The organism is Bartonella sp. CL25QHWL, assembly GCF_042195335.1.
Lineage (GTDB): Bacteria > Pseudomonadota > Alphaproteobacteria > Rhizobiales > Rhizobiaceae > Bartonella.
The window spans coordinates 91,075-114,161 of the sequence record NZ_JBHIOE010000008.1; the positions used below are offsets into that span (position 1 = coordinate 91,075).

The 23,087-nt window shown below is 36.8% G+C and carries 20 protein-coding genes; 6 read left to right on the forward strand and 14 right to left on the reverse strand.

Annotated features, from left to right (window positions below; all coding sequences use genetic code 11):
* Positions 1–8: 8 nt before the first annotated feature.
* Together ACFILY_RS06065 and ACFILY_RS06070 are read right to left on the reverse strand one after the other, a co-directional pair.
* Positions 9–1,580, reverse strand: a complete 1,572-nt coding sequence (locus tag ACFILY_RS06065) for a phospholipase D family protein (protein WP_375631093.1) — start codon at positions 1,578–1,580, stop codon at positions 9–11.
* Positions 1,581–1,983: 403 nt separating this feature from the next.
* A complete protein-coding gene (locus ACFILY_RS06070; protein ID WP_375631094.1) occupies positions 1,984–3,369 on the reverse strand; it encodes a sigma-54-dependent transcriptional regulator in 1,386 nt (461 codons plus the stop codon).
* A gap of 252 nt (positions 3,370–3,621) precedes the next feature.
* Here ACFILY_RS06070 and ACFILY_RS06075 point away from each other — a divergent pair, with 252 nt between their 5' ends.
* Entirely contained in the window at positions 3,622–3,981 is a 360-nt protein-coding gene (locus ACFILY_RS06075; protein WP_375631095.1) for a hypothetical protein, read from the forward strand.
* 275 nt (positions 3,982–4,256) lie between these two features.
* Here the strand turns inward: ACFILY_RS06075 and ACFILY_RS06080 are convergent, their stop codons facing one another.
* Positions 4,257–5,249 (reverse strand): SIS domain-containing protein, encoded by a 993-nt coding sequence (locus tag ACFILY_RS06080; protein WP_273790622.1) that lies wholly within the window; start codon positions 5,247–5,249, stop codon positions 4,257–4,259.
* 39 nt (positions 5,250–5,288) lie between these two features.
* Entirely contained in the window at positions 5,289–6,179 is an 891-nt protein-coding gene (locus ACFILY_RS06085; RefSeq protein ID WP_375631096.1) for a UTP--glucose-1-phosphate uridylyltransferase, read from the reverse strand.
* A gap of 264 nt (positions 6,180–6,443) precedes the next feature.
* Between ACFILY_RS06085 and ACFILY_RS06090 the strand changes: the two genes are divergently transcribed.
* Together ACFILY_RS06090 and ACFILY_RS06095 are read left to right on the forward strand one after the other, a co-directional pair.
* Positions 6,444–7,697: a lytic murein transglycosylase gene (locus tag ACFILY_RS06090; protein WP_375637590.1), complete on the forward strand. Its 1,254-nt coding sequence runs from the start codon at positions 6,444–6,446 to the stop codon at positions 7,695–7,697.
* A gap of 14 nt (positions 7,698–7,711) precedes the next feature.
* Positions 7,712–8,788 (forward strand): SGNH family hydrolase, encoded by a 1,077-nt coding sequence (locus tag ACFILY_RS06095; protein ID WP_375637589.1) that lies wholly within the window; start codon positions 7,712–7,714, stop codon positions 8,786–8,788.
* A gap of 162 nt (positions 8,789–8,950) precedes the next feature.
* On the opposite strand, the gene ACFILY_RS06100 is transcribed toward ACFILY_RS06095, so the two are convergent.
* Positions 8,951–10,975, reverse strand: coding sequence for a M3 family metallopeptidase (locus tag ACFILY_RS06100; protein ID WP_273790626.1), 2,025 nt, complete (start codon positions 10,973–10,975; stop codon positions 8,951–8,953).
* Between the two features lie 552 nt (positions 10,976–11,527).
* Here ACFILY_RS06100 and mgtE point away from each other — a divergent pair.
* The 3 genes from mgtE to ppa all read left to right on the forward strand — a co-directional run bounded on the left by mgtE (position 11,528) and on the right by ppa (position 16,598).
* Positions 11,528–12,904, forward strand: coding sequence for a magnesium transporter (gene mgtE, locus ACFILY_RS06105; protein ID WP_375637588.1), 1,377 nt, complete (start codon positions 11,528–11,530; stop codon positions 12,902–12,904).
* A 1,268-nt stretch (positions 12,905–14,172) separates the two neighbouring features.
* Complete coding sequence (gene typA / locus ACFILY_RS06110; RefSeq protein WP_273790628.1) at positions 14,173–15,999, forward strand: translational GTPase TypA; 1,827 nt, start codon at positions 14,173–14,175, stop codon at positions 15,997–15,999.
* A 68-nt stretch (positions 16,000–16,067) separates the two neighbouring features.
* Entirely contained in the window at positions 16,068–16,598 is a 531-nt protein-coding gene (gene ppa, locus ACFILY_RS06115) for an inorganic diphosphatase (RefSeq protein ID WP_273790629.1), read from the forward strand.
* Between the two features lie 53 nt (positions 16,599–16,651).
* Here ppa and ACFILY_RS06120 read toward each other — a convergent pair whose 3' ends face one another.
* The 9 genes from ACFILY_RS06120 to ACFILY_RS06160 form a co-directional block, all read right to left on the reverse strand.
* Positions 16,652–16,966: a DUF167 domain-containing protein gene (locus ACFILY_RS06120; protein ID WP_273790630.1), complete on the reverse strand. Its 315-nt coding sequence runs from the start codon at positions 16,964–16,966 to the stop codon at positions 16,652–16,654.
* A 22-nt stretch (positions 16,967–16,988) separates the two neighbouring features.
* Positions 16,989–17,282: a YggT family protein gene (locus ACFILY_RS06125; protein ID WP_273790631.1), complete on the reverse strand. Its 294-nt coding sequence runs from the start codon at positions 17,280–17,282 to the stop codon at positions 16,989–16,991.
* Positions 17,283–17,609: 327 nt separating this feature from the next.
* Positions 17,610–18,170 (reverse strand): invasion associated locus B family protein, encoded by a 561-nt coding sequence (locus ACFILY_RS06130; RefSeq protein ID WP_273790632.1) that lies wholly within the window; start codon positions 18,168–18,170, stop codon positions 17,610–17,612.
* A gap of 99 nt (positions 18,171–18,269) precedes the next feature.
* Entirely contained in the window at positions 18,270–18,791 is a 522-nt protein-coding gene (locus ACFILY_RS06135) for an RNA pyrophosphohydrolase (protein WP_273790633.1), read from the reverse strand.
* Positions 18,792–18,830: 39 nt separating this feature from the next.
* Positions 18,831–20,141, reverse strand: coding sequence for a S41 family peptidase (locus ACFILY_RS06140; RefSeq protein WP_273790634.1), 1,311 nt, complete (start codon positions 20,139–20,141; stop codon positions 18,831–18,833).
* Complete coding sequence (locus ACFILY_RS06145; protein WP_273790650.1) at positions 20,131–21,375, reverse strand: murein hydrolase activator EnvC; 1,245 nt, start codon at positions 21,373–21,375, stop codon at positions 20,131–20,133. The genes ACFILY_RS06140 and ACFILY_RS06145 overlap by 11 nt, the downstream gene beginning before the upstream one ends.
* 133 nt (positions 21,376–21,508) lie before the next feature.
* Entirely contained in the window at positions 21,509–21,991 is a 483-nt protein-coding gene (gene rlmH, locus ACFILY_RS06150; protein WP_375631100.1) for a 23S rRNA (pseudouridine(1915)-N(3))-methyltransferase RlmH, read from the reverse strand.
* 1 nt (position 21,992) lies between these two features.
* A complete protein-coding gene (rsfS, locus tag ACFILY_RS06155) occupies positions 21,993–22,379 on the reverse strand; it encodes a ribosome silencing factor (RefSeq protein WP_273790636.1) in 387 nt (128 codons plus the stop codon).
* Between the two features lie 111 nt (positions 22,380–22,490).
* Positions 22,491–23,084: a nicotinate-nucleotide adenylyltransferase gene (locus ACFILY_RS06160; protein WP_273790637.1), complete on the reverse strand. Its 594-nt coding sequence runs from the start codon at positions 23,082–23,084 to the stop codon at positions 22,491–22,493.
* Between the last annotated feature and the right edge of the window lie 3 nt (positions 23,085–23,087).

Consider the following 23,087-nt stretch of genomic DNA (forward strand, 5'->3'; position numbering starts at 1 on the left):
ATAAAAATTTACAATTGTGATTCAATAGGTAACCAACTTATTATTTTTGCAAATGCGCGACGCCAAAAATTGCTTTCTGGATCATAGTCAATGCTATATTTTTTTTCATTTTCAATAAAATCCCAATAAATACGATTATTATCACCAAGACGCAGATGATAGCTCATTTCCCCTGTGGTTTCTTCAGAAAACAACAAATCTAATCTTGCTGTAATGGGAGCACATTCAAAAAGAATGCCCATTTCTGTATTTAATGATGCTGATCTTGGATCAAAATTTAAAGATCCAATAAAAGCTGTTTTACGATCAATTAAAAAAGCTTTGGCATGTAAACTTGCCTTACTCGATCGAAACAATCGTAACCCATGAGTATTGCCTTCCGCTTTTAATTCATAAAGATTAACACCACTTTTCAACAATGCCTTACGATACGGTACATAACCACCATGCACTAATGCTACATCAGTAGCTGCTAAAGAATTTGTCAGAATTTTGACATCAACACCCTTTGAAACCAAATTACTAAAATTCTGCGTGCCAACCTTACCAGGAACAAAATAAGGTGACGTAATCTGAACCGTTTTTTGGGCATTTCCAATAACCTTTGAAAGTGCCTTCATAAGCCAATTGCTTGCTTTTTTACGCAATGCTTTTTCTGGAGGGTCAGAAAGAACAACAACTTTGTCTGCTAAAAATAACCGCTTTCCTGTTTGGATAAAACAATTAAAGTTAATGTGCTCTTTGACATAATCTAAATAAACTTTTGCAACCTTGGAATCACGAAACTTTCGTAATTTATCTTTCCAATAGCTAAGATCACTTGCGCTTTTAGGAACAACCAAAGTATGAATTGGCAAAACAACAGCACTATTCCAAAAATCATCAAAGATACTTTCTACCTTTTTAACAGAGGGACCGATTAACATCAAATCTAAATCTCGAAAATGGGATTCTTTACCAGCATCAAAATAAGAATCTGCAAGATTACGTCCTCCTACAAAAGCGACCCTGCCATCAACAATAAAAGCTTTATTATGCATTCTACGTGTTACGGTAATTGCCCGTAATATAATTTCTAAACCACGGCGTAAACCACCTTTACGAGATCGCCCTGGATTAAACATTCTCACCTCAATATGAGGATGTTTATCTAGCGCAATATAAGCTGGATCACGTGCCTGAGCATTAATATCATCCAAAAGAAGCCGTACCCGAACACCCCGATCTGCTGCCTCAACTATTTCACTTAATAATAGGCGCCCCGTTAAATCATCGTCCCAAATATAATACATCAGATCAAGGCTACGCCCAGCCTCTGCAGCTCCTATTGCACGAACACAAAACGCATCCAAATTGCTGATAATGAGGGAAAGGGCATCTTTATCAATCCCCAATCCATTTTCTTCCTCAGCTAATTGACTGACGATACGATCAAGCTTAGTTTCATCTTTCTGAATAGGTAACGCATAAGAACACTGCCCCCTAGCATTTTTCACAAAACGCCCATAGGTGTAGATTGCCAACATAGATGCAATAAAAAAAAAGAGGACAAAACCAATAACAATCTGTAAAAGAGTCAAAGAGGATAAACTTTCTATTTTAAACTATCACATCATCAGTAATGCAAACGATAACACTAATCACTTTATCTTAATCGTATAGCAGATAAAATGCCACTTCTTGCTTAAGAGAGTATAAATTTAATATTGATGATACAAAAATTTTAGCGGTAGTATTTAAAAGTTTTTAAAAATGCTTCTCTGTTTTAATAAATGTAAACTTAACTAAAATTGTATAAATTGAAACAAACGATTAAAATAATCACATAAAATTTATATTTGATTTAAATCTACAAAATCATCCTCTATAGATAAATTTTACAATAAATAATTGTTTTCTTAAGCTTCCCCCACGAACTTTATCAAAATCCACTCTATTTTTTTGAAACTCATGCTTGTCATGAAGAGAAATTTGTTATGAATTTTACTTTCGTTCTTGATTTCTTATTGCTCTCAATTCTTCCATTTTTCTATAAAGTGTAGAGCGACCAATATGAAGGCGGCGCGCAATCTCACTCATATGTCCTTTATAATGTTTAATCGCTTTCTCTATAATATCATGTTCCATCTCTGCAAAAGTACGCACATGCCCATCAGTATTCAAAAATTTTATCGATTCTTGTTCATTATCTTCTTGTATATTACCCTCAATGATATTGGGAACATTCATTAATGAATTTCCCATTAATTGCGGAAAATCTCGAACAGTTAATAACGGTCCTTCACTGAGTAAAATCGCACGAAATAAAAAGGTTTCAAGCTCATTTCTATTGCCAGGCCAATCATACTGCATAAGCAAGGAAAGAGCAGAGCCTGCTAAACCATGGACATGTGATCGCCCTGTTTCTGTGATAATGCGATCAATCAAACGTTGTGTAATCTCTGGAAAATCATCCCTTAATTCTCGTAAAGCAGGGACGCTAATAGACAAGTGAGAAAATTGTTCAAACAAACTATGCAAAAAAAAGTTCTCATTAACCAAGTCCTTTAAACGCGATGTTGAAATAGCAATGATCCGAAAAGGGAAAAATCCTCCTTTTGTATCCCTTTCCCTCTCTTTAAGGTAATGAGCAAACCGTTTTTGCTGTATGGGCTCAAGTCGATCAATATCACAAAGGCAAAGTGTCCCTTTTTCAAGAGAAGAAACCAATGGTAGGAATTCTTTAAACCACTGCTGATTTTCTTCTTCTGGATCAACGATGGCTGAACATTGAAAGCGAACAAAAACACCCTCCGAAAATAATCCCTCATGATGAATAATCCGAGCTAATGTCTCACGTCCTGTTCCAGCTTCCCCCTCTATCAAAAGATTCTGTAAAGAAGTTGCTGCTTGTCTCGATTGTTCTAACACTATCTGCATAGCTCTACTTTTTACGCAAAGATCAGAAAACCGTAAATGATTCTCTTTTTTTCGCCGAATATCTCGAACCTCATGCTCCAAGGCAGAAATAAGAGCAAGAATATCCAAAGTAACTCTTACGCGTAATAATGTTACTGGATGGATCCAATAATCAATAGCTCCAGCTGTTAAAGCTTTCTGGAGTAAATGCTGATTCTCTTGTTGTGCTATAACGACAATAGGAACAGAAACACCAGCAACTCTAATCATTTTAATCAAATCGCTCACACTCAAATCACTCATAACGACATCAAGGAGTGCAAGCACAATGTTTTTACGCCTGTGTAAAAGATCAATCGTACGGAGACCATTTTCTGCTTCAATGACACGATAACCAAAACCTCTCAGCATAGCAGAAAGTTCTATACGTCTTCCATAATCTTCACTCGCAACAAGAATGGGACCAACCATAATGTCAATAATCTCCTTTGAGACTACTCAGCAGCTTAATATCAAAATTGTTGTAAACCATAAGAAATATTTCACCTCTTGTGTTTCACTTACAAACTTCATCAAGCTATCAATTAAATACAACATTAAGGCATTTTTTTCCATTTTTTTGCTTTTTCATTGATTTTCATTAAATTTTTCATATTGACTCATGGGGTAATTTAATAATGTTATAGAAACTCGAGAGAAAATAATCTAAATAGAGTGCAATAAATGAAACATACCTTTCATATTTTATGTCTTACAATCACCGCCTTGCTGTTAAGTGCCTGTAAATTTTCGCAATATTATAATTCAAATATGCCAACTGGAATTGATGGAAAATGGGTTGATGAGAATGGTATTATTTCTTCTTTCCACAATGGTGTTTTTGAAACGCGTGCAGCAGATACAGAAGAAAAACTATCAGAAGGGGCATATAATTATCTCAATGCCCAAAATATAGAAATTGAAATACGCTCTATTCTCCGTGGAACAATTTCTAGAGTCAATTGTACAATGTCATATGACGCCACACAACTTCTCTGCACCTCACATACAGGAGCACAGTTTTTCCTTAAGCGGAAATCTTAAACAAAGTACAAGGGAAACCTCTCTTAAGAACAGAGGGAGCACACACATTAAGCAGGAGGCGATCCGTTCTCCTCCTGATAGAAAATCCTCTCTAAAATACGCAAAGAGGCTGGTATAATCTTTACCCTGAGAATTTTCTAAACATTATGAAATGCGTAAAATAATCATTTTCTTCCACAAAATATCAGTAAAGCCACCTACAATAAAATTGTAACTTTGTATCCTGCAATCTATTTCAACCTAAAATAACATTTTATTTGATAAGGAAGCTTAATCTAAGCAGCGCCAATGCGCAAAAGATCATGAAAATGGACAATTCCTATCGGTTTTTTATCTTCAACCACGAAAAATGCACCAATCTGATGATCATTAATAAAAGCTGTTGCTGCACCAACAAGTGTATTTGGCTTTACAACTTTAGGAGCTTTGGTCATCACCTCGTCAACATTAAATTTTGATAAATTAAAATGAATGTTACGTGCAAGGTCGCCATCAGTTACAATTCCGATTAGTTCACCTTCTTGATTCACAACACCAACACAACCAAAATGTTTTTCCACCAAAACATTCATCGCTTCAGTCATAGATGTTCCCTGCATTACCAAAGGAATATTATCACCCTCATGCATAATATCACACACGTATTTAAGGCTTGCACCAAGAGAACCACCAGGATGATATATTTTGAAATCCGTTGCGGTAAAACCACGCATTTCTAAAAGAGAAACCGCTAATGCATCTCCCATTGCCAATTGCATAATTGTTGAAGTTGTAGGGGCTAAACCATGGGGGCAAGCCTCTTCTATCTTTGGTAATAATAGCACAATATCAGCTTGTCGTCCTAACACAGAGTGCTTACTTGATGTCATCGCAATAAGGGGAATACGAAAACGCGCCGCATAACTCATAATACCACTTAACTCTTGAGTTTCACCAGACCATGATAAAGCAAGAATAACATCATCAGATCCAATCATACCAAGATCACCATGATTGGCTTCTGCAGCGTGAACAAAAAAGGCAGGTGTTCCAGTTGAGGCTAAGGTTGCTGCAATTTTTGTCCCTATATGACCACTTTTTCCAAGACCAGTAATGACCACATGTCCACGAGCATTTCTAATAGTTTGAACAGCCGCTTCAAAAGAAGAAGAAAGACTTTCCAGAAGAGCTTTTTCAAGGGCTTCAAGCCCCTGCTTTTCACTGGCAAGTGTTTTAAGCGCTGATACAACAGCACCCTGCAAAGCCATATGAGGAGACGGTATTATCATAATCAAATTCGATCAATAAAATTAAGTGAGAGATCTATATTATTTTTCAACATTAATGGTTTCCAGTAAATTTTTCAATGAGGCAGAAACGTGGCTGTGCATATCAGCGCGTGCCAAAGAAAATGCAACGTTGGCTTCAATAAAACCAGCTTTAGAACCGCAATCAAAAGTGCGCCCTTTTACTTGCAAACCCCAAAAATCTTGCTCATTTGAAAGCCGTATCATAGCATCTGTTAATTGAATTTCATTTCCTGTTCCCCGTTCTTGAGTAGAAAGAATATTAAAAATTTCTGGCTGCAAAATATAACGTCCATTGATGTACAAATTTGATGGTGCCGTTCCTTGTACTGGTTTCTCTACCATTTTTGTGATTTCAAAACCATTTGCAATCTGTTTGCCTTTCCCAACAATACCATATTTATGTGTTTCTCTAGGATCGCATTCCTGAACTGCTATAATATTTCCCCCACCCACCTTTTCATAAAGGCTCATCATTTCAGAAAGACAGCCCTTTTTCGCCTGTATCAACATATCGGGTAATAATAAAGCAAAAGGTTCCCCTGCAACTAATTCACGCGCACACCAAAGAGCATGCCCTAATCCCAAAGGTTGCTGTTGCCGAGTGAAAGAAGTTGACCCTGGTAATGGCTGTAAACGGTATAAGTGTGCAAGATCTTCTTTCTTTCCACATTCAGCAAGTGTCGTGTATAATTCAACTTGCGCATCAAAATAATCCTCAATGACTGCTTTGTTACGTCCAGTCACAAAAATAAAATGCTCAATACCAGCTTCCCTCGCCTCATCCACAACATATTGAATAACAGGTTTATCAACAACTGTTAGCATTTCTTTAGGAATCGTTTTTGTCGCAGGAAGGAAACGCGTCCCAAGACCTGCTACTGGGAATACTGCTTTCCGGATTTTACGCACACTCACCCTCCTCAATGAATTCATATAACTTTTTTGTTTTATTTATCATATGTTTTTACGAAATGGTAAAAAAGATATCTTATTGTTTTGATTATCATTATAATGGATAATAAAAATGTAAAAAGAGTCTGAGAATTTATTGAAAGGATTAAAACGTATTATTTATTCAGTTTTTTCCTCTTCTTGATCATATTATCGATTAAACTAAATACAAAATAAAGTTATTGCACATCTAATGAATTGAATATTAATGGGGATTTCAAAATGCAAAAAACAGAATTGAAGACTCTCTTTTTAGAGAAGTCAATAACTTGGAGAACTCTTTTCACTGTCTCTGCCGTTATTTTTTCTGCTTTTTTTATGTTTTTTATATCCCTTTCATATGCTGATAGCGGATTTAAACACTGGATTAAAGAATTTAAAAAAATAGCTATTGCTCACAATATTACCCCCTCTACGTTTCATATGGCGTTTAAAGGTGTTAATGCCATTGATCCAGAAGTTCTAAAAAGCGCCGCATACCAACCGGAATTTGTTGCTCCTTCATGGAACTATTTCGATAATCGTGTCCATGATATTGCAATTGAGGAAGGACGGCACCAAACTCAAAAATGGAACAAATGGCTTCTTCAAATTGAAAAACGTTTTGGTGTTGATCGCAATATTCTGCTTGCTATTTGGTCAATGGAAAGCAACTATGGGAAGGTTTTAGCCAATAAAAGTGTAATGCGTGATACCATTCGCTCTCTTGCAACTTTAGCCTATGCTGATAAAAAACGTGCAAAATATGCATATACACAGCTGATTGCTGCTATGAAAATTCTACAAAGTGGCGAAATTAAACGCTATCAACTCACTGGATCTTGGGCCGGTGCATTGGGGCATACACAATTTATTCCAAGCAGTTATCTCGCCTATGCAGTTGATATGGACCAAGATGGACGGCGTGATATCTGGAACTCTGTTCCAGATGCTCTGGCTACTGCTGCTAACCTTCTCCACAAAAATGGCTGGCAACCTAATCTTATTTGGGGAGTAGAGGTAAAAGTGCCGCAGGGGAAAAACCTTCCTGAAGGCTGGTATTCCTTTGAACAATGGAAAAAATTAGGTGTAAAACACGCAAATGGGCACCCTCTTCCTACATCAGCTGAACAAGCAATATTAAAATATCCAGATGGAGCAAAAGGACCTATATTTTTAGTCACAAAAAATTTCTTTGTTCTGAAACATTATAATAATGCAGATCGTTATGCGTTTGCTGTTGGCCTTCTTGCTGATCGCATTGCTGGACATCCTGGATTGGTAAATGATTGGCAAAGACCTTTTCAACCTCTTACTTTCCAGGAATGTAAAGAACTACAATCTCGCTTAAGTGCACTGGGCTATTATAAAGGGAATGTTGATGGAAAAATCGGAACAGCTTCTCGCAAAGCAATTAAAGCTTTTCAACTGCGTCACGGTCTAAAAGCAAATGGATATCCATCATCTCAAGTGCTTTTTCTCCTTCGCAAACAATAAGGGAGACTAAATTTTTGTCTTCTTTTCGCCTGATATACTTGACATTATTGCTGTTTTCACTTTCTATTGTGGGGATCTTACAGCCATCCCCAAGTAAAGCAACGAACTTCTTCAAATGGTTGTCACAACAAAACAAACAGACACAGCAGCCACCGCAAATTATAGAACAAAAAATAGACAAGCCGCAAAAAAAGATCGTAACACAAAAAAACATACAAAAGCTAAAAAATGAGAATGCAAAGCGCATTCTTGTCATAGGGGATTTTGCAGCTTCTGCTGTTGCCGATGCACTTAAGAAGTCTTTTATAAATAATAGCGATATCGTTATCATGAACAACACAATACCAGCTTCCGGCTTAGTTCGAACGGATTATTATTCTTGGCAAGGCAATATTTCTAAACTCATTGATCAAAATAATCCCGATGTTATTATCATGATGATCGGTGCAAATGATAATCAACCCATCACAGACTCTCATAACATGATTAACACAGATCAGTCAGAATGGATGCGCATCTACAAACAAAGAATTATCGAAATTGCTGAAAGTCTTCATGCCTCTGGAAAACCATGGATATGGATAGGTCAACCTTCTTTTGAAAATGATCTTTTGACACAAAAAATAAAAATTTTTAATGCGCTCTATCAACAAGAAACAGAAACAGCAGGAGGGTATTTTCTCGATATCTGGAGCGGCTTTAGTGATGAAGAAGGAAATTTTTCTTTTTCAGGCTATGATATTAATGGGAAAATAACCAAATTACGCACCAATAATGGCATGCATTTCACCCCTGAAGGAAAGAAAAAACTTGCCTCTTATTTAGAAAAGCCATTGAAAAATATTTTAAATTTTTATGCCTTTTCTCATGGAAATCCTTACTCAACCGATCAAGCTATTCAAAAACTTATACAAGAATCAGAGAATCAAGAGCGGAGTAAAATTATGCGTCAGCTTCCAATGAGCCTCGATGATATGGCACAACAAAACACTCACCTTTTAGGCAAAAGAAAGTCAAGTTTTATAAAAAAATCATGGTTTCCACCAAATGGGCATCAAAAAGATCGAGCTGATGATTTTTCTTTCCCATAATGTCTATTTAAAATACAAAATCTGTTTTCCTCTATAAACAAAAAGCGAATAAGATAAAAAACTCTGTTTACAGAGCTATAATGAAGAGGAAATTTGCATAACTCGCAACTGCACCTTTCGAATAATATGAAAACGGCATGGTGTTAACCATACCGTTATATCTTATAGTCCACGTTTGTTAATCATTGCCTCTGGTAAAGGCATCCGTCCCCGAAAAGCTTTATAAAGCTCCTCTGGATCACGACTTCCTCCAGCGGAGTAAATACAACGCTTTAAAAGATCAGCGAGCTCTGAATTAAAAACATCTCCCGTTTCTTCAAAAGCCTGAAAAGCATCTGCATCAAGAACTTCCGACCACATATAAGAATAGTAACCAGATGCATAACCATCCCCTGCAAACACATGCATAAAATGTGGGGGACGATGACGCATAATAATTGTGTCAGGCATTTGCAGCTTTTCTAATTCTTGGCGTTCAAACACTGTTGGATCAGTGACTGTTTCGCCTTGATGAAAAGCCATATCCACTAAAGCTGATGAGATAAATTCAACGGCAGAAAATCCTGCATTAAATGTCTGTGCTACTAAAACTTTATCTATCAACTCTTGTGGCATAGGATGGCCTGTTTTTGTATGTATAGCATAAGATTTTAATATCTCTGGCACGGTTAACCAATGTTCGTAAAGTTGAGAAGGTAGCTCAACAAAATCACGTGCAACAGATGTTCCCGACACAGATGGCCATGTGACATCAGAAAGCAAACCATGCAATGCATGTCCAAATTCGTGGAAAAGCGTACGTGCATCATCAAGTGATAAAAGAGCAACTTCTCCTTTGGGCGGTTTAGCAAAATTACAAACATTGTAGATAATAGGCTTTTGTCCGCCATCCAATTTATGTTGTGATTGCAAACTACTCATCCACGCACCGGAGCGTTTTGAAGAACGCGCAAAATAATCACCAATAAAATGCCCAAGTAGACTTCCATCAGACTTTTTTACTTCCCACAAACGTGCATCAGGATGCCAAAGTGTAACAGCGTTTTTTTCTTCAAATGTAATGCCAAAGAGTTTTTCTGCTACCCTAAAAGCCGCTTTAATCATACGATCAAGCTGAAAATAATATTTAATCTCCGCGCTATCGAAAGAAAGTTTTTCAGTACGAAGTTTTTCAGCATAATAACGCCAATCCCAAGCAGCTAAAGATTCATTGCAGCCCTGATTGTTGGCAAAATTTTGTAAGTCAATTTGCTCAGTAGAAGCTTTCGCTCTTGCGCGCTCCCATACAGGCATAAGCAAATCCATAACGGAATCAACACTTTTAGCCATAGTATTATCGAGCTTCAAATCTGCGAAAGATTTATATCCCAATAATTTAGCCTGCTCATCTCGAAGCGCAACAATCTCTACAATAATTGTTTTATTATCATTCTTGTTATTATTTTCACCACGTTTAGCCCAAGCTTGGAATGCAACCTCACGCAAATCACGACGATCAGAGAATTTTAAAAAAGGTTCAACAATCGAACGTGCTAGTGTTAATGCATACGCTTCTTCATTGCCTCTTTCACACGCAATTTCCTTCATTGAAGCAATGAGATCTTGCGGTAAACCAGATAAGTCTGTTTGTTTTAAAAATAGAATCCATTCAGCTTCATCATTTAAGACATTTTGTCCAAAAGTAGCATTTAAAAAAGCAAGTCTTTCATTAATTTCCAAAAGCCGTTTCTTAGCTTTTTCATCGAGTTTTGCCCCATGACAAACAAACTTTTTCCACCATAATTCAAGAACACGTGTTGTTTCACTCTCAAATGTGCCCAGCTGCGACTGTTTATAAAGCATATCTATTTTCGCAAATATCCGCGCATCCATCATCATTTTTGAAGAATAACGAGAAAGTTTTACAACGAACTCTTGCTCTAGCTGTTGAATTAATACATTCGTATGAGCACTGGTGCGTAAGAAAAATATTGAACAGACACGATCAAGCGCTTTGCCGCAAAGCTCAAAAGGCTGTAAAAAATTCTCAAGCGTTGGTGGTTCTTGCACCATCGCAATCGCCTCTAGTTCTTCTTCGGCTTCTTGAAGAGCCTGTTCAAAAGCGGGTTTAAAATCTTCATCACTTATAGAAGAAAAATCAGGAAGACATGAAAATCCCTTCCACTCCAGCACTGCTTCTTTTGCCATAATACTTTATGTCTCCATTATAAATTTAAACTGTAACAATTATCTTTACGACACAAATTGATAACATACTAAAACTATCTCGTGAGTTTCAAAACTACCTTTCAAAACGCTATTGAATAAAAAACCTGAAAATCGCAAAGTTCTTTCATTTTAAACCATATTATATTGAAGCAATAAAGATTATTCGCTCACACATCACAATAGAATTGCATATTAACAAAAACACTTGGAGAAAGGCATAATCTCCACTCTTTACAAAATATTGCTGTAGATTCTTTTGAAAATCACAAAACTGCATTAAAGAAATGATGGTAAAAATCAGAACTGATTTTTACATTTACGCTTTTATATTATCCTCAAATTAAGCTGTATTCTCGTTTTAGTGATTCAGAAACTTGTTTATAACTTATAATTCACCCTTGACTTTACTTCAAATATTAACAATTGGGAATATAGCTGGGGAGTTTTTTTTAAATCTTCCATAAACTTTTGTTTTTATCTCATCTATTATCTAGATTTATAACTCTCCAACTCTTCAGGAGGTACTTTATCATGACTGAAATCAAAACGGCCTTCGACTTCAAAAATTTTTCTCCTGAAGCTCTTGCTGAAAAGTTAAAGAACCAGCATTTTGCAGACTCTATTGATATCATAAATGACCTCGATATCATGGAACGTGTAACTATTCTTAGTCTTCTGCCTCTTGATTATGTTATCGAACTTTTTGATAAACCAGAGCTTGAGCAACCTGCTGCCATCCTAGAACTTCTCCCTATAAATCGTGCTGTTGAAATTCTTGATGGCATGTCTGCCGATGCTGCTACAGACGTCTTTCAAGAAATGGATAAAGAAACCCGCACACGACTTTATGCCTTGCTTAACCCCTTAACGCGCGCTGAACTTAAAAAACTCACCAGTTATCCTGACCATACAGCAGGGGCACTGATGACAACAGAATTTATAGCCGTTCCTTCAAACTGGACCATACAAAAAACTTTGGATCACATCCGTGAGGTCGAGCGAACACGTGAAACAGTTTATACCAGCTATGTAATTGACCCTAAAACAGGTACTCTTCTCAAAGCTGTTTCCCTGCGTAACCTTATTCTTGCCTCACCTGATGAACTAATTCTTAATGTCCCTACCCATGACTCGCCCATTACAATATCGCCCTTCACACATCATGAAGATATCGCACGCCTTTTCCAGCGCCATGATCTTCTCTCTGTGCCTGTAGTTGATGAAAGTAACCATGTCATTGGCATTGTAACCGTTGATGACGTGCTTGATACTATGGTCGATGAGATGAATGAAGATGCCTATAAATTTGGGGGTATGGAAGCGCTTAATAAGCCCTATATGCAAATTAAGTTTCCTGAAATGATGAAAAAACGTGGCGGATGGCTCGCTTTACTCTTTATCGGTGAAATGCTAACAGCAAGCGCTATGCAACATTTCGAAACAGAACTCGAAAAAGCGATTATTCTTACACTGTTCATACCTCTCATTATGAGCTCAGGAGGAAATTCCGGCTCACAAGCTACATCCCTTATTATCCGTGCATTGGCTTTACGTGAACTCACGTTGAAAGACTGGTGGAAAGTGATCATTCGTGAAATTCCAACAGGACTATCCCTTGGTCTCTTACTAGGAATTATTGGTGTTACGCGCATTGCTCTTTGGCAAAAACTGGGTATCTACGACTATGGACAACATTGGATTGCTATTTCGACAACAGTGGGTACAGCTTTAGTTGGAATCGTTACCTTTGGTTCTCTTTCTGGATCTATGTTGCCTTTTATTCTTAAAGGTTTAAAATTTGATCCAGCAAGTGCTTCTGCTCCTTTTGTGGCAACTTTAGTAGATGTCATGGGCATTATAATCTATTTTTCTGTAGCTTCCCTCATTTTGTCAGGAACTCTTCTTTAAACATGTAAAGTAAAAACTCTTACTTATGGAAAGATCTTGTCATGTAACCTAAGATTCTTTCCATAAGAGAATAAGCTTTATTATTTATTTTCTAGCGCACCGCTCCATAGATAATTTATTATTTTTTTTGAATAACAGCTCCGAATAACGTAAATTTACCTCATCATAAAGCTTCTCATATTAAATCGATTAAAGTCATCTTCTTGCCAGTCACAAACGAGATCGGTGTATGGCTAAAAACTATTCAAGAAAAAAATAAAATACTTCTTATATCTTCTTTCTCGTAGCAAAAACTGGCGCAATATTGACAGCTGAGAAAGAATGATAATGATAATGCTCAACAGTTTTATATTTTTTCACAAAGGCGTTAATAGTATACTATTCGCGTATATTATATCATTTATGAGCCTATCATGGAATGGATGTAGTATACGTTAAGCAATCTCTCTTAAGTACATGAATATGCAACAACAAGTATATTCTGTTTAAAGTGTTCTGTTTGGCATGAAAAGCATGCTCCTATTAGAGAATACGATTAACAAAAGTGTGAGGGGCAAAGCACTATCTCCATGGTTTAAAAGATATTACTTTAGATGCCTTTGAAAGCATAAATTGGATTAACGGCAAAGATGGAAATTTTCTTTGGATGCCTTCATATTCTTTCTAAATAAGACTGTATTCCGGGTTCATAAATAAATAAAACAGATATAACTCTTGCCCCAATCTGGCATACAAAAGCTAGAACTTCTTATAAAATTCTTAATCATCTCAATATTTACCTCAAATACACGGTTGCATTAGATCTGGATTTTGTTTGACAAGTTATAGAATAAGAAAAAGCTTTATTTAGAATAAGAATGTTGTACAGTTGTCAATAAATTGGCTATGGATTGAGAGATATTCCGGATTTTTATTAATCTCTTTGCAAAACAACAACAATAATATGGCTACCTTTATACTTACTTACTCTTACAAGAGCTCATATAAACTCCTTGTGTCATATTGATAGAAATCAAGTTGACGGTGATTTTTTGGATAATTCTTAGCTCGAGAATAGAACATACGCACTATAAAAATCCTTTTACGAAGCTCCAGCAATTGAAGCTTAATAGAGCCTTAAAGACTTGGATAAATAGTTTTGTCATAAAAATATTGCCTCCATCTTCCAAAACTATAAAAAAACATGTAAAAGGTTTTTTAATAGTCAGGCAAAGAATGTAAAGACTTTGCCTCAAATGAAATTTCATTAAACGAAAAGAAGAAAATTTATGCAATTGCGTAACATTGCCATCATTGCCCACGTTGACCATGGGAAAACAACGCTTGTAGACGGACTTCTCAAGCAATCAGGAAACTTCCGTGATAATCAGCGTACAAGCGAACGTATGATGGATTCAAACGATATTGAGAAAGAACGCGGAATTACAATCCTAGCGAAAGTGACATCTGTTGTTTGGAAAGATACTCGAATTAATATTGTTGATACACCAGGACACGCCGACTTTGGTGGAGAAGTTGAACGCATCCTCAATATGGTTGATGGAGCCATTGTACTTGTTGATGCTGCTGAAGGACCAATGCCACAAACAAAATTTGTTGTTGGCAAAGCATTGAAAGTAGGATTGCGCCCTATTGTTGCTATTAATAAAATTGACCGACCGGATGCACGCGTTGATGAAGTCATTAATGAGGTTTTTGACCTTTTCGCTGCTCTTGATGCAACCGATGAACAGCTTGATTTTCCTATTCTTTATGGATCTGGACGCGATGGATGGATGGCTGAAGCCCCTGAAGGACCAAAAGATCATGGATTAGGTCCTTTATTTGATCTTGTGACGCAGCATGTCCCTTCTCCTAGTGTAGCAGAAGGACCGTTTCGCATGATTGGAACTATTCTTGAAGCGGATCCGTTTTTGGGACGAATTATTACAGGGCGGATTCATTCTGGCTGTCTAAAACCCAATCAAAATGTCAAAGTTCTTGGACAAGATGGAAAACTTTTAGAAACTGGGCGTATTTCAAAAATTTTAGCGTTTCGTGGCTTAGAACGGCAACCTATTGAAGAAGGAAGTGCTGGTGATATTGTTGCGATTGCAGGTCTGCAAAAAGGTACCGTAGCTGATACTTTCTGTGATCCTACTGTCAATGAACCCCTTACTGCCCAACCAATTGATCCTCCTACTGTTACTATGAGTTTTCTCGTCAACGATAGTCCCCTTGCTGGAACTGAAGGCGATAAAGTAACAAGCCGTGTCATTCGTGACCGATTGTTAAAAGAAGCAGAAGGCAATGTCGCTCTTAAAATTGAAGAATCAGCCGATAAAGATTCTTTCTACGTTTCAGGACGAGGAGAATTACAGCTTGCAGTTCTCATTGAAAATATGCGCCGTGAAGGATTTGAACTTAGTGTTTCACGCCCACGTGTTGTTATGCAAAAAGATGAAAATGGAATAACTCTTGAGCCAATCGAAGAAGTTGTTATCGATGTTGATGAAGAATATTCCGGTACTGTTGTACAAAAAATGTCTGAACGTAAAGGCGAAATGGTGGAATTACGTCCTTCTGGAGGTAATCGTGTCCGCCTTGTCTTTTATGCACCAACCCGAGGACTCATTGGTTATCAATCTGAACTTTTAACGGACACACGTGGTACAGCAATTATGAATCGCCTTTTCCATGCTTATGAACCTTATAAAGGAGACATTGCTGGTCGTGTTAATGGTGTTATGATTTCAAATGACAACGGTGAATCTGTCGCTTATGCTCTTTTTAATCTTGAAGATCGTGGTCCTATGATCATCGATGCGGGTGTGAAAGTCTATCAAGGTATGATTATTGGCATCCACTCACGAGATAATGACTTAGAAGTCAATGTCTTAAAAGGGAAAAAACTCACCAATATGCGCGCTTCTGGAAAAGATGAGGCCGTAAAGTTAACGCCTCCCATTAAAATGACATTAGAACGTGCCTTATCGTGGATACAAGATGATGAACTTGTGGAGGTAACCCCTAAAAATATTCGTCTCCGCAAACTCTATCTTGATCCTAATGAACGTAAACGTTTTGAAAAAACACGTGCATCAATTTCAAGTTAATTTCATAATCTCTTTGGTAAAATATTTAATTGTATTGAGCCTCACTATATTCCAGAAAGGATGTCTCTATGAATATTAAGGAAATACCCGTAGGCAAAAATCCACCAGAAGATATTAACGTTATTGTGGAAGTCTCCCTTGGTGGGCAACCAATAAAATATGAGATGGATAAAAAGTCTGGTGCATTATTTGTTGACCGTTTTCTTCATACATCAATGGTTTATCCTGGAAATTACGGTTTTGTCCCTCATACGCTTTCAGATGATGGTGATCCTATTGATGTCCTTATCTGTAATACCCGTCCACTTATGCCTGGTTGTGTTATCAATGTTCGCCCCATCGGAGCTCTAATGATGGAAGATGATGGTGGTAAAGATGAAAAAATTATTGCCATTCCCACTACAAAATTAACAAAACGCTATATCAATATTCATGACTATACAGATCTACCCGAGATTACACTCAAACAAATTGAACATTTCTTCAAGCATTACAAAGATCTGGAACCTGGAAAATGGGCTAAAATTGAAGGATGGCGTGATAAAAACTTTGCGCATGAATTAATTAAGCAAGCTGTTGAGCGCAATAAAAAAATATAACGATTTTAATAAAATAAAGCCTATTTAAAAATAGGCTTTATTCTTTATTTTTTCTACGAGATGCAATCTCTAAAGGATTGCCATATCTGCTTTAGCTCTTCTAAATGTGTTGAAAAGTAAAGTTGTTTGTAGCGAGATATTGCACCGTTTTTCAGAGAAATAGAAGAAGATGGTATTCTCCATTGCTTGGCAAGAAATTTAATGAGAGCTTTATTCGCTTTTCCATCTTCAGGAACAGCACGAAGGCGTATAACCAGATATTGTTTCTCACCATCCCTACATTCAATCCCTATTATTTTGTCAACGGACGATTTGGGAATGAGATATACAAACAAAATCAAGTTATTTTTATCAACTTGATAAAACATGTATTCGCCTCAAGTAATATTTCTATACATACATGTTTGCGTAAACGCGCCACATAAAAGTACGAATAAAATATATAATAATGAACACTACAATAGGTGAAATATCAATCGTTCCCAAATTTGGTAAAATTTTCCGGATACGGCTTAGAACGGGATTTGTAAGACGATCTAGAAAGCTTCCTATCAAAACAACAAAGCGATTGCGTGAATTTATGATATTAAAGACATAAAGCCAAGAAAAAATGACACTAGCGATCAAAATATCAATATAAATCTCAAAAATCAAATCAATCGTTCGAAGCAATGCATAAATCATGCGTCATCCCTTTCAATCAAGGAAACAGAAGAGCGTATAGAAAACCTTCATTAAAGCAGGTCTGTGTATCAAAAAATGGTTTTATATTTCAATACTCTTTTTTCTTGAATAAAAACCAGACATCTAAATTCTTCATCTCTCTATTTAATGACGATGCAGTTAGAAAACAAATATCAAAATTAAAAATAGAACATACAATAGAAGAAACGGCAAAAAATCTGAATATCCCTTATAGGATTAATCTTAAATCTCATCGTCTTAATTATTAATATATAAAAAACAAACAAACTAAAAACGGCCTTTTAAAGGCCGCTTTTAGTTTTAAAATTATTTCTGCAAAGCAGTCAAACGATTAAGAGCACTGCTAAAACCATCTAGCTGAACAAATAAATCATTCAAAGCTGGTTCACCTGCAGCAGCAATTGTCATCGCCAACTTTAACTGTTTTCCAGAACGTAAAGCTGCTACGTGATTTTTGTCAAAAACGACAGGAACCACACAACCTGCTGGTACACAAGTCCGGATACCGGTTTCGATAACAGCTTTTCCCTCATCAACTTGTAAACGAACAGGCTTAGAAACCAAAATGCCAAAAGGAACTGTTAAATTACCAGATACAACACCCTCAGCATCGAGAGTAAGGCCCATAGCCACAACAACACGCCCCTGCTCATTCACTTCTTGACGGTGCATAAAACAAATTCTTTTCCCTTCTTGTATACCACAGTTAATAGTCCACAAACCGTAGGTTTCAGTCAAAGAAGAAGCTCCATTTGGCAATGTCGCTGCCGCATCTTTTGATGCAGGAGGTTTTGAACTTGTTGCAAATGCAACAGATGAAATACTCAAGAGAGTAAAAACTATAAGTAAATTAAATAACTTTTTCATTTTATATTCCTGTTCTTTACATAAAAGAGAAACATGTTTATTATTTATTATAATATAAAGCATCTTAATAAAAAAAGCTTTCTCGTAATCATATAGCTTTTATAATGGTCTAAGGCTACCTCGAAATTCGCTGACAACTTTCGTATAAACGTGCTTTTTAAAAGAAACAGCAATCAACGGAAGGGTTTCTAGATCAATCCATTTCCATTGATCGAATTCCGCTTTATTGCCATCTGGTGGCGGATTAATCGCAATTTCAGAAAGCTTTCCTGTAAACTGGAAAGCAAACCATTTTTGTATTTGCCCACGATATTTATTTGTTAATGTGCACCCAATAAGTTCTTGTGGAAAATCATAATGGAACCAATTTTGTGCTTCTTTAATCAACTTCACAGATCGAATACCCGTTTCTTCATAAAGTTCACGATATGCTGCATCTAATGGTTTTTCATCTTCATCAATCCCTCCTTGAGGAAGCTGCCAGCGATGAGATATTTCAATATCTGCATGAATGGGCATCATTAAACGACGCCCAACCCACACTTTACCGTCATGATTAAAGATAACAATCCCAACACATTTGCGATATGGAAGAACCTTCAAATTAATACCTGCATCCATTTAATATTCCTCAAAATCGCAAGCTATAGATATCAATTCTCACTTTAACACATCCTTATTGGGATCTGGTGGAAATGCGGCATTTGCCATTTCACCTCGTAACAATTTATAAGCCTCATTCAACTGGATATCATCTTTAGGGTCTTTGGGAACAAAAGCAGCTGAACCAGATCCTTTATTACTCTCTCGTTTTCCTTTGATATGTCCTTTTAATGCAGACTCACCAACTTTTACATCATAACCCTTATATTTTTCAGGGAGTGGTTGCTCTACAATAATATCAGGTGTGATCCCTGTTCCTTGAATAGAAGTGCCAGATGGCGTGTAATAAAGTGCTGTTGTTAAGCGTAAAGCCCCATTTTCACCCAAAGGAATAATTGTTTGAACAGATCCTTTACCAAAAGACTGCGTCCCTAAAATTGTTGCACGACGATGATCTTGTAATGCACCCGCAACAATTTCAGAAGCACTTGCCGAACCACCATTAATAAGGACAATGAGCGGTTTTCCATTGATGACATCACCTGGCTTCGCATCAAATCTTGTCACATCACTCTTTTTGCGCCCACGAGTCGACACAATTTCACCTTTATTGAGAAAAGCACTCGAAACATTAACAGCTTGATCTAAAAGCCCACCCGGATTAAGCCGCAAATCAAGGACGTAACCTTTTAGCTTATCTTCAGGAATTTTAGATTGGATATCTTTAATTGCCGCCAGAAGATTATTCAATGTCTGCTCAGAAAACTGGATAACTCTTAAATATCCAATATCACCCTCAACCCGATATTTCACCGCTTTTACTTTGATAATATCACGAACAATCTTCACTTCAAATGGCTTATCAACACCAGAACGAATAATTGTTAAGGTAATTGGTGTTCCAGGAGCACCTCGCATCTTATTAACAGCTTCATTCAATGTTTGACCATTCGTTTGTACATCATCAATTTTTGAAATAAGGTCTCCTGCTAGAATACCTGCTTTTGAAGCGGGAGTATCATCCATTGGTGAAACAACTTTAATTAAGTTTTTTTCCATAGTGACCTCAATACCAAGACCTCCGAACTCTCCTTTCGTAGAATCCCGCATATCCTTGGCTTCTTCAGCATTCAAATAAGATGAATGAGGGTCCAGTGATGTGAGCATGCCATTGATAGCATTTTCAATAAGCTTTTTATCATCTGGAACTGTAACGTATTGCATACGCACACGCTCAAAAACATCGCCAAATATAGCTAGCTTTTTATATGCATTATCTTCATTATTCGCAGCAACAGACTGCACCATAATCATTGAACAGGCGCCGAGCAATACCCCAGCGACCAAAAGAATAACTTTACGAATCATTTTGGCTCCTTCTTATTTTTTCAGTCTGCCACCAAGGAGTTGGATTTACAGGTTTTCCCTGCTTTCTAAACTCAATGTAAAGCATTGGAGAAGTTTTTCCTATATCCAATGCAACACTGTTTGAAATAAATTGCATCTCCATTATACCCAGAGGCTCACCTGAAAGAACAAATTGCCCCTGTTTTACATTAATTCTCGACATTCCAGTAAGAATGATATGATAACCATTTCCAACATTGAGAATGATTAACTGTCCATAAGAACGAAATGGCCCTGCAAAAGCAACAAAAGCATCCACAGGTGATATAACAACAGCTCCTGCCTCTGTTTCTATCGTTTCACCAAAGCGCGTAATCTGCGAACTTTTGTTAGAGTGATGTATTCTTTTTCCTGAAACAGGAAAAAGTAAAGAACCTTTTCGGCTTTCAAAATTGGACTGTTCTAACAATTGCAAACTTTTCCGTACCTGTACTGATGCATCAGAGTTAAGTTTTGACTGACGATCGAGCTCTAAAATCAATTCTTCCAAAGACTGCGCTTTTTTAGCAAGAGCAATATTTTTTTGTTGCTGTTCTGTAAGTTCTTTTTCTGATTTTTTTTGTAGTTTGTTTTTTTGGTCTAATAAAAGCTCTAGACGTTTTCGCTGCTCTGCTTGATTTTGCAGTTTTGTCTTTAATGCCTTATATTCCGTAGTAATGGAATTACTCAAATTGGTCAACTCCTTGAGTTTTTCTGTTAAATCTCGTGTTTTCTCCTGCATCTGAGGAATAACAGTACCTAATAAAACAGAACTACGTATAGAAGCCAACGCGTCCTCTGGCTGTATCATAAGAGCAGGAGGCGGATTCAATCCCATACGCTCCAAAATTGCAAGAACTTCCGCAAATTCAGCACGACGATTTTTTAAACTTTGATAGACTTGTACCCGCTTTTCTATCATTTTTTTAAGCTTTTCTTCCCTTTTAGCAATATCATCTGCTACTATACGTTCTTCTTTAGCCGCTTTTATGAGTGCATCACTCAAAACACGTTGATCTTTTTTTAAATGCTCAACTTGATGCATAAGAAAAGCAACACGCTCACGCGAAAGTGAAATATTTTGGCGAATTTCTCCCAATTCTTTATGTACTTCCGTACTCCTCATTGTATCTTCCGCACGCGATACAGAAAAGCAAAAAAACATACTCAAGAGCAGAATGACAAATATGACGCACTCCTCATATAAATATAGCATCTTTCTATGAAGAAGCTTTTTCATTTGCAAAAACCATGACACCTCATCGTATACATTAGAGATGCTTTAAATGGTGTCAGCTAAAACAATATTAATAAACATATAAATAAGTGCTAAAAATTGCACAAAAATATTAAAAACGATGATACGGATGGTTATTTTCAATTGTTACAGCGCGGTAAAGTTGTTCTGTAAGAAGAATACGTGCAATTTGATGTGGCCACGTCATCAAACCAAAAGATAAAAGAAAATCAGCACGCTTCTTTATTTGTTCATTATGCCCATCAGGTCCTCCCAAAGCAATGACGACATCTCGAATGCCCTCATCACGATAACACCTCAATTTTTCAGAAAAAGAAATTGACGAAATCGATTCTCCACGCTCATCTAACACAATTAATCGACATTTTTCAGGTAAAAATTCAATAAGTTTTCTCCCCTCTTCCTCCATACGTTGACAAACTGTGTGAGCACGACTTTCTGGTATCTCTTGTAACTTTTTTAAATGAAAGCCTACATCTCCAGAAATTTTAGAAAAACGATCCAAATAATGCTGAACTAATTTTTGCTCCGCCCCACTTTTCATACGACCAACCGCAAAAATAGAAATTTGCATTTTAATGATCTCCGAAGAGAAGCAAAGCCGTATCGTTTAAATCCGGCGTCATCCATATTTTTTCTAAATTATAAAAAAGACGAATTTCTGGACGAAAAAGATGAGTGATAATATCACCTGTATCAATCAATACCCAGTCACCTCCAGCAAGCCCTTCTACACGCGCAAGCCCCTGCCCACTATCTTTCCAAGTATGTAATAAATGATCAGCAACAGACGATACATGACGCTGCGAATTTGCTGAAGCTATGACCATATAATCAGCCAAAGATGACTTCCCTCGAATATCAATAGCAACAATATCTTCTGCTTTTGTATCTTCTAAACTCTTGAGAATAACTTCAAGACTCTCACTAACAGAAAAAACTTTTTTTTCTTTTGAAGGCATAATATCGTAAGAGTGTTTGTGTGCAACGTTTTTCAGATCAATATCCTTTCTTATCGTTGTGGAATCTAAAAAAGAGACTTCTCTAAAGAGAAGCAGAATCTTATGAAATGTTCAAGAAAAATCATTCTTCTTCAAACGAAGGTTTGTTGAAGATTGAAAAGATAAAGGTCCATGCAAATAAGTCCAAACTGGTGGCTTGATAAAAGGTAATCGCTTACTTTCTCTCTCATCCAAACGAAAACGGCGATAAATATGTGCCATAGGAGAAGAAAGTGCTGACCGATTGCCTAAAGGACGATCAATAATCGCAATAGGAAGCATAGAGACGATATCATGCCATCGATACCATTGATGTATCGTCGCAAAACTATCTGCCCCCATAATCCATACAAAATTTACGCCACTGTAATGGGTAAGAATATGAAAAATCGTATCTACTGATACTTTGCTCCCTATAGCCTGTTCAAAACCTGTTAAGCGAATTTTTGGATGGTCAATAAGTTTAAAACTTAATTGCATTCTCTCCTCTAAAGAGGGCAACTGTGTACAATCCTTTAAAGGATTTCCTGGAGTGATCATCCACCATAACTGATCAAGATGCAAACGCCGAATGGCAATTTTTGCAACAAGAAGATGCCCCGCATGCGGTGGATTAAAGGAACCACCAAAAAGACCCACAACATTAGATCTTTCAACATGTGGCATACA

Excerpts from the sequence above, each read along its gene's own strand:
- ACFILY_RS06070 (WP_375631094.1), bottom strand. The coding sequence starts at position 3,369 with ATGGTTGGTCCCATTCTTGTTGCGAGTGAAGATTATGGAAGACGTATA.
- ACFILY_RS06075 (WP_375631095.1), top strand. The coding sequence starts at position 3,622 with ATGAAACATACCTTTCATATTTTATGTCTTACAATCACCGCCTTGCTG.
- ACFILY_RS06080 (WP_273790622.1), bottom strand. The coding sequence starts at position 5,249 with ATGATAATACCGTCTCCTCATATGGCTTTGCAGGGTGCTGTTGTATCA.
- ACFILY_RS06090 (WP_375637590.1), top strand. The coding sequence starts at position 6,444 with ATGCAAAAAACAGAATTGAAGACTCTCTTTTTAGAGAAGTCAATAACT.
- ACFILY_RS06100 (WP_273790626.1), bottom strand. The coding sequence starts at position 10,975 with ATGGCAAAAGAAGCAGTGCTGGAGTGGAAGGGATTTTCATGTCTTCCT.
- mgtE (WP_375637588.1), top strand. The coding sequence starts at position 11,528 with ATGACTGAAATCAAAACGGCCTTCGACTTCAAAAATTTTTCTCCTGAA.
- typA (WP_273790628.1), top strand. The coding sequence starts at position 14,173 with ATGCAATTGCGTAACATTGCCATCATTGCCCACGTTGACCATGGGAAA.
- ppa (WP_273790629.1), top strand. The coding sequence starts at position 16,068 with ATGAATATTAAGGAAATACCCGTAGGCAAAAATCCACCAGAAGATATT.
- ACFILY_RS06120 (WP_273790630.1), bottom strand. The coding sequence starts at position 16,966 with ATGTTTTATCAAGTTGATAAAAATAACTTGATTTTGTTTGTATATCTC.
- ACFILY_RS06125 (WP_273790631.1), bottom strand. The coding sequence starts at position 17,282 with ATGATTTATGCATTGCTTCGAACGATTGATTTGATTTTTGAGATTTAT.
- ACFILY_RS06130 (WP_273790632.1), bottom strand. The coding sequence starts at position 18,170 with ATGAAAAAGTTATTTAATTTACTTATAGTTTTTACTCTCTTGAGTATT.
- ACFILY_RS06135 (WP_273790633.1), bottom strand. The coding sequence starts at position 18,791 with ATGGATGCAGGTATTAATTTGAAGGTTCTTCCATATCGCAAATGTGTT.
- ACFILY_RS06140 (WP_273790634.1), bottom strand. The coding sequence starts at position 20,141 with ATGATTCGTAAAGTTATTCTTTTGGTCGCTGGGGTATTGCTCGGCGCC.
- ACFILY_RS06145 (WP_273790650.1), bottom strand. The coding sequence starts at position 21,375 with ATGCTATATTTATATGAGGAGTGCGTCATATTTGTCATTCTGCTCTTG.
- rlmH (WP_375631100.1), bottom strand. The coding sequence starts at position 21,991 with ATGCAAATTTCTATTTTTGCGGTTGGTCGTATGAAAAGTGGGGCGGAG.
- rsfS (WP_273790636.1), bottom strand. The coding sequence starts at position 22,379 with ATGCCTTCAAAAGAAAAAAAAGTTTTTTCTGTTAGTGAGAGTCTTGAA.
- ACFILY_RS06160 (WP_273790637.1), bottom strand. The coding sequence starts at position 23,084 with ATGCCACATGTTGAAAGATCTAATGTTGTGGGTCTTTTTGGTGGTTCC.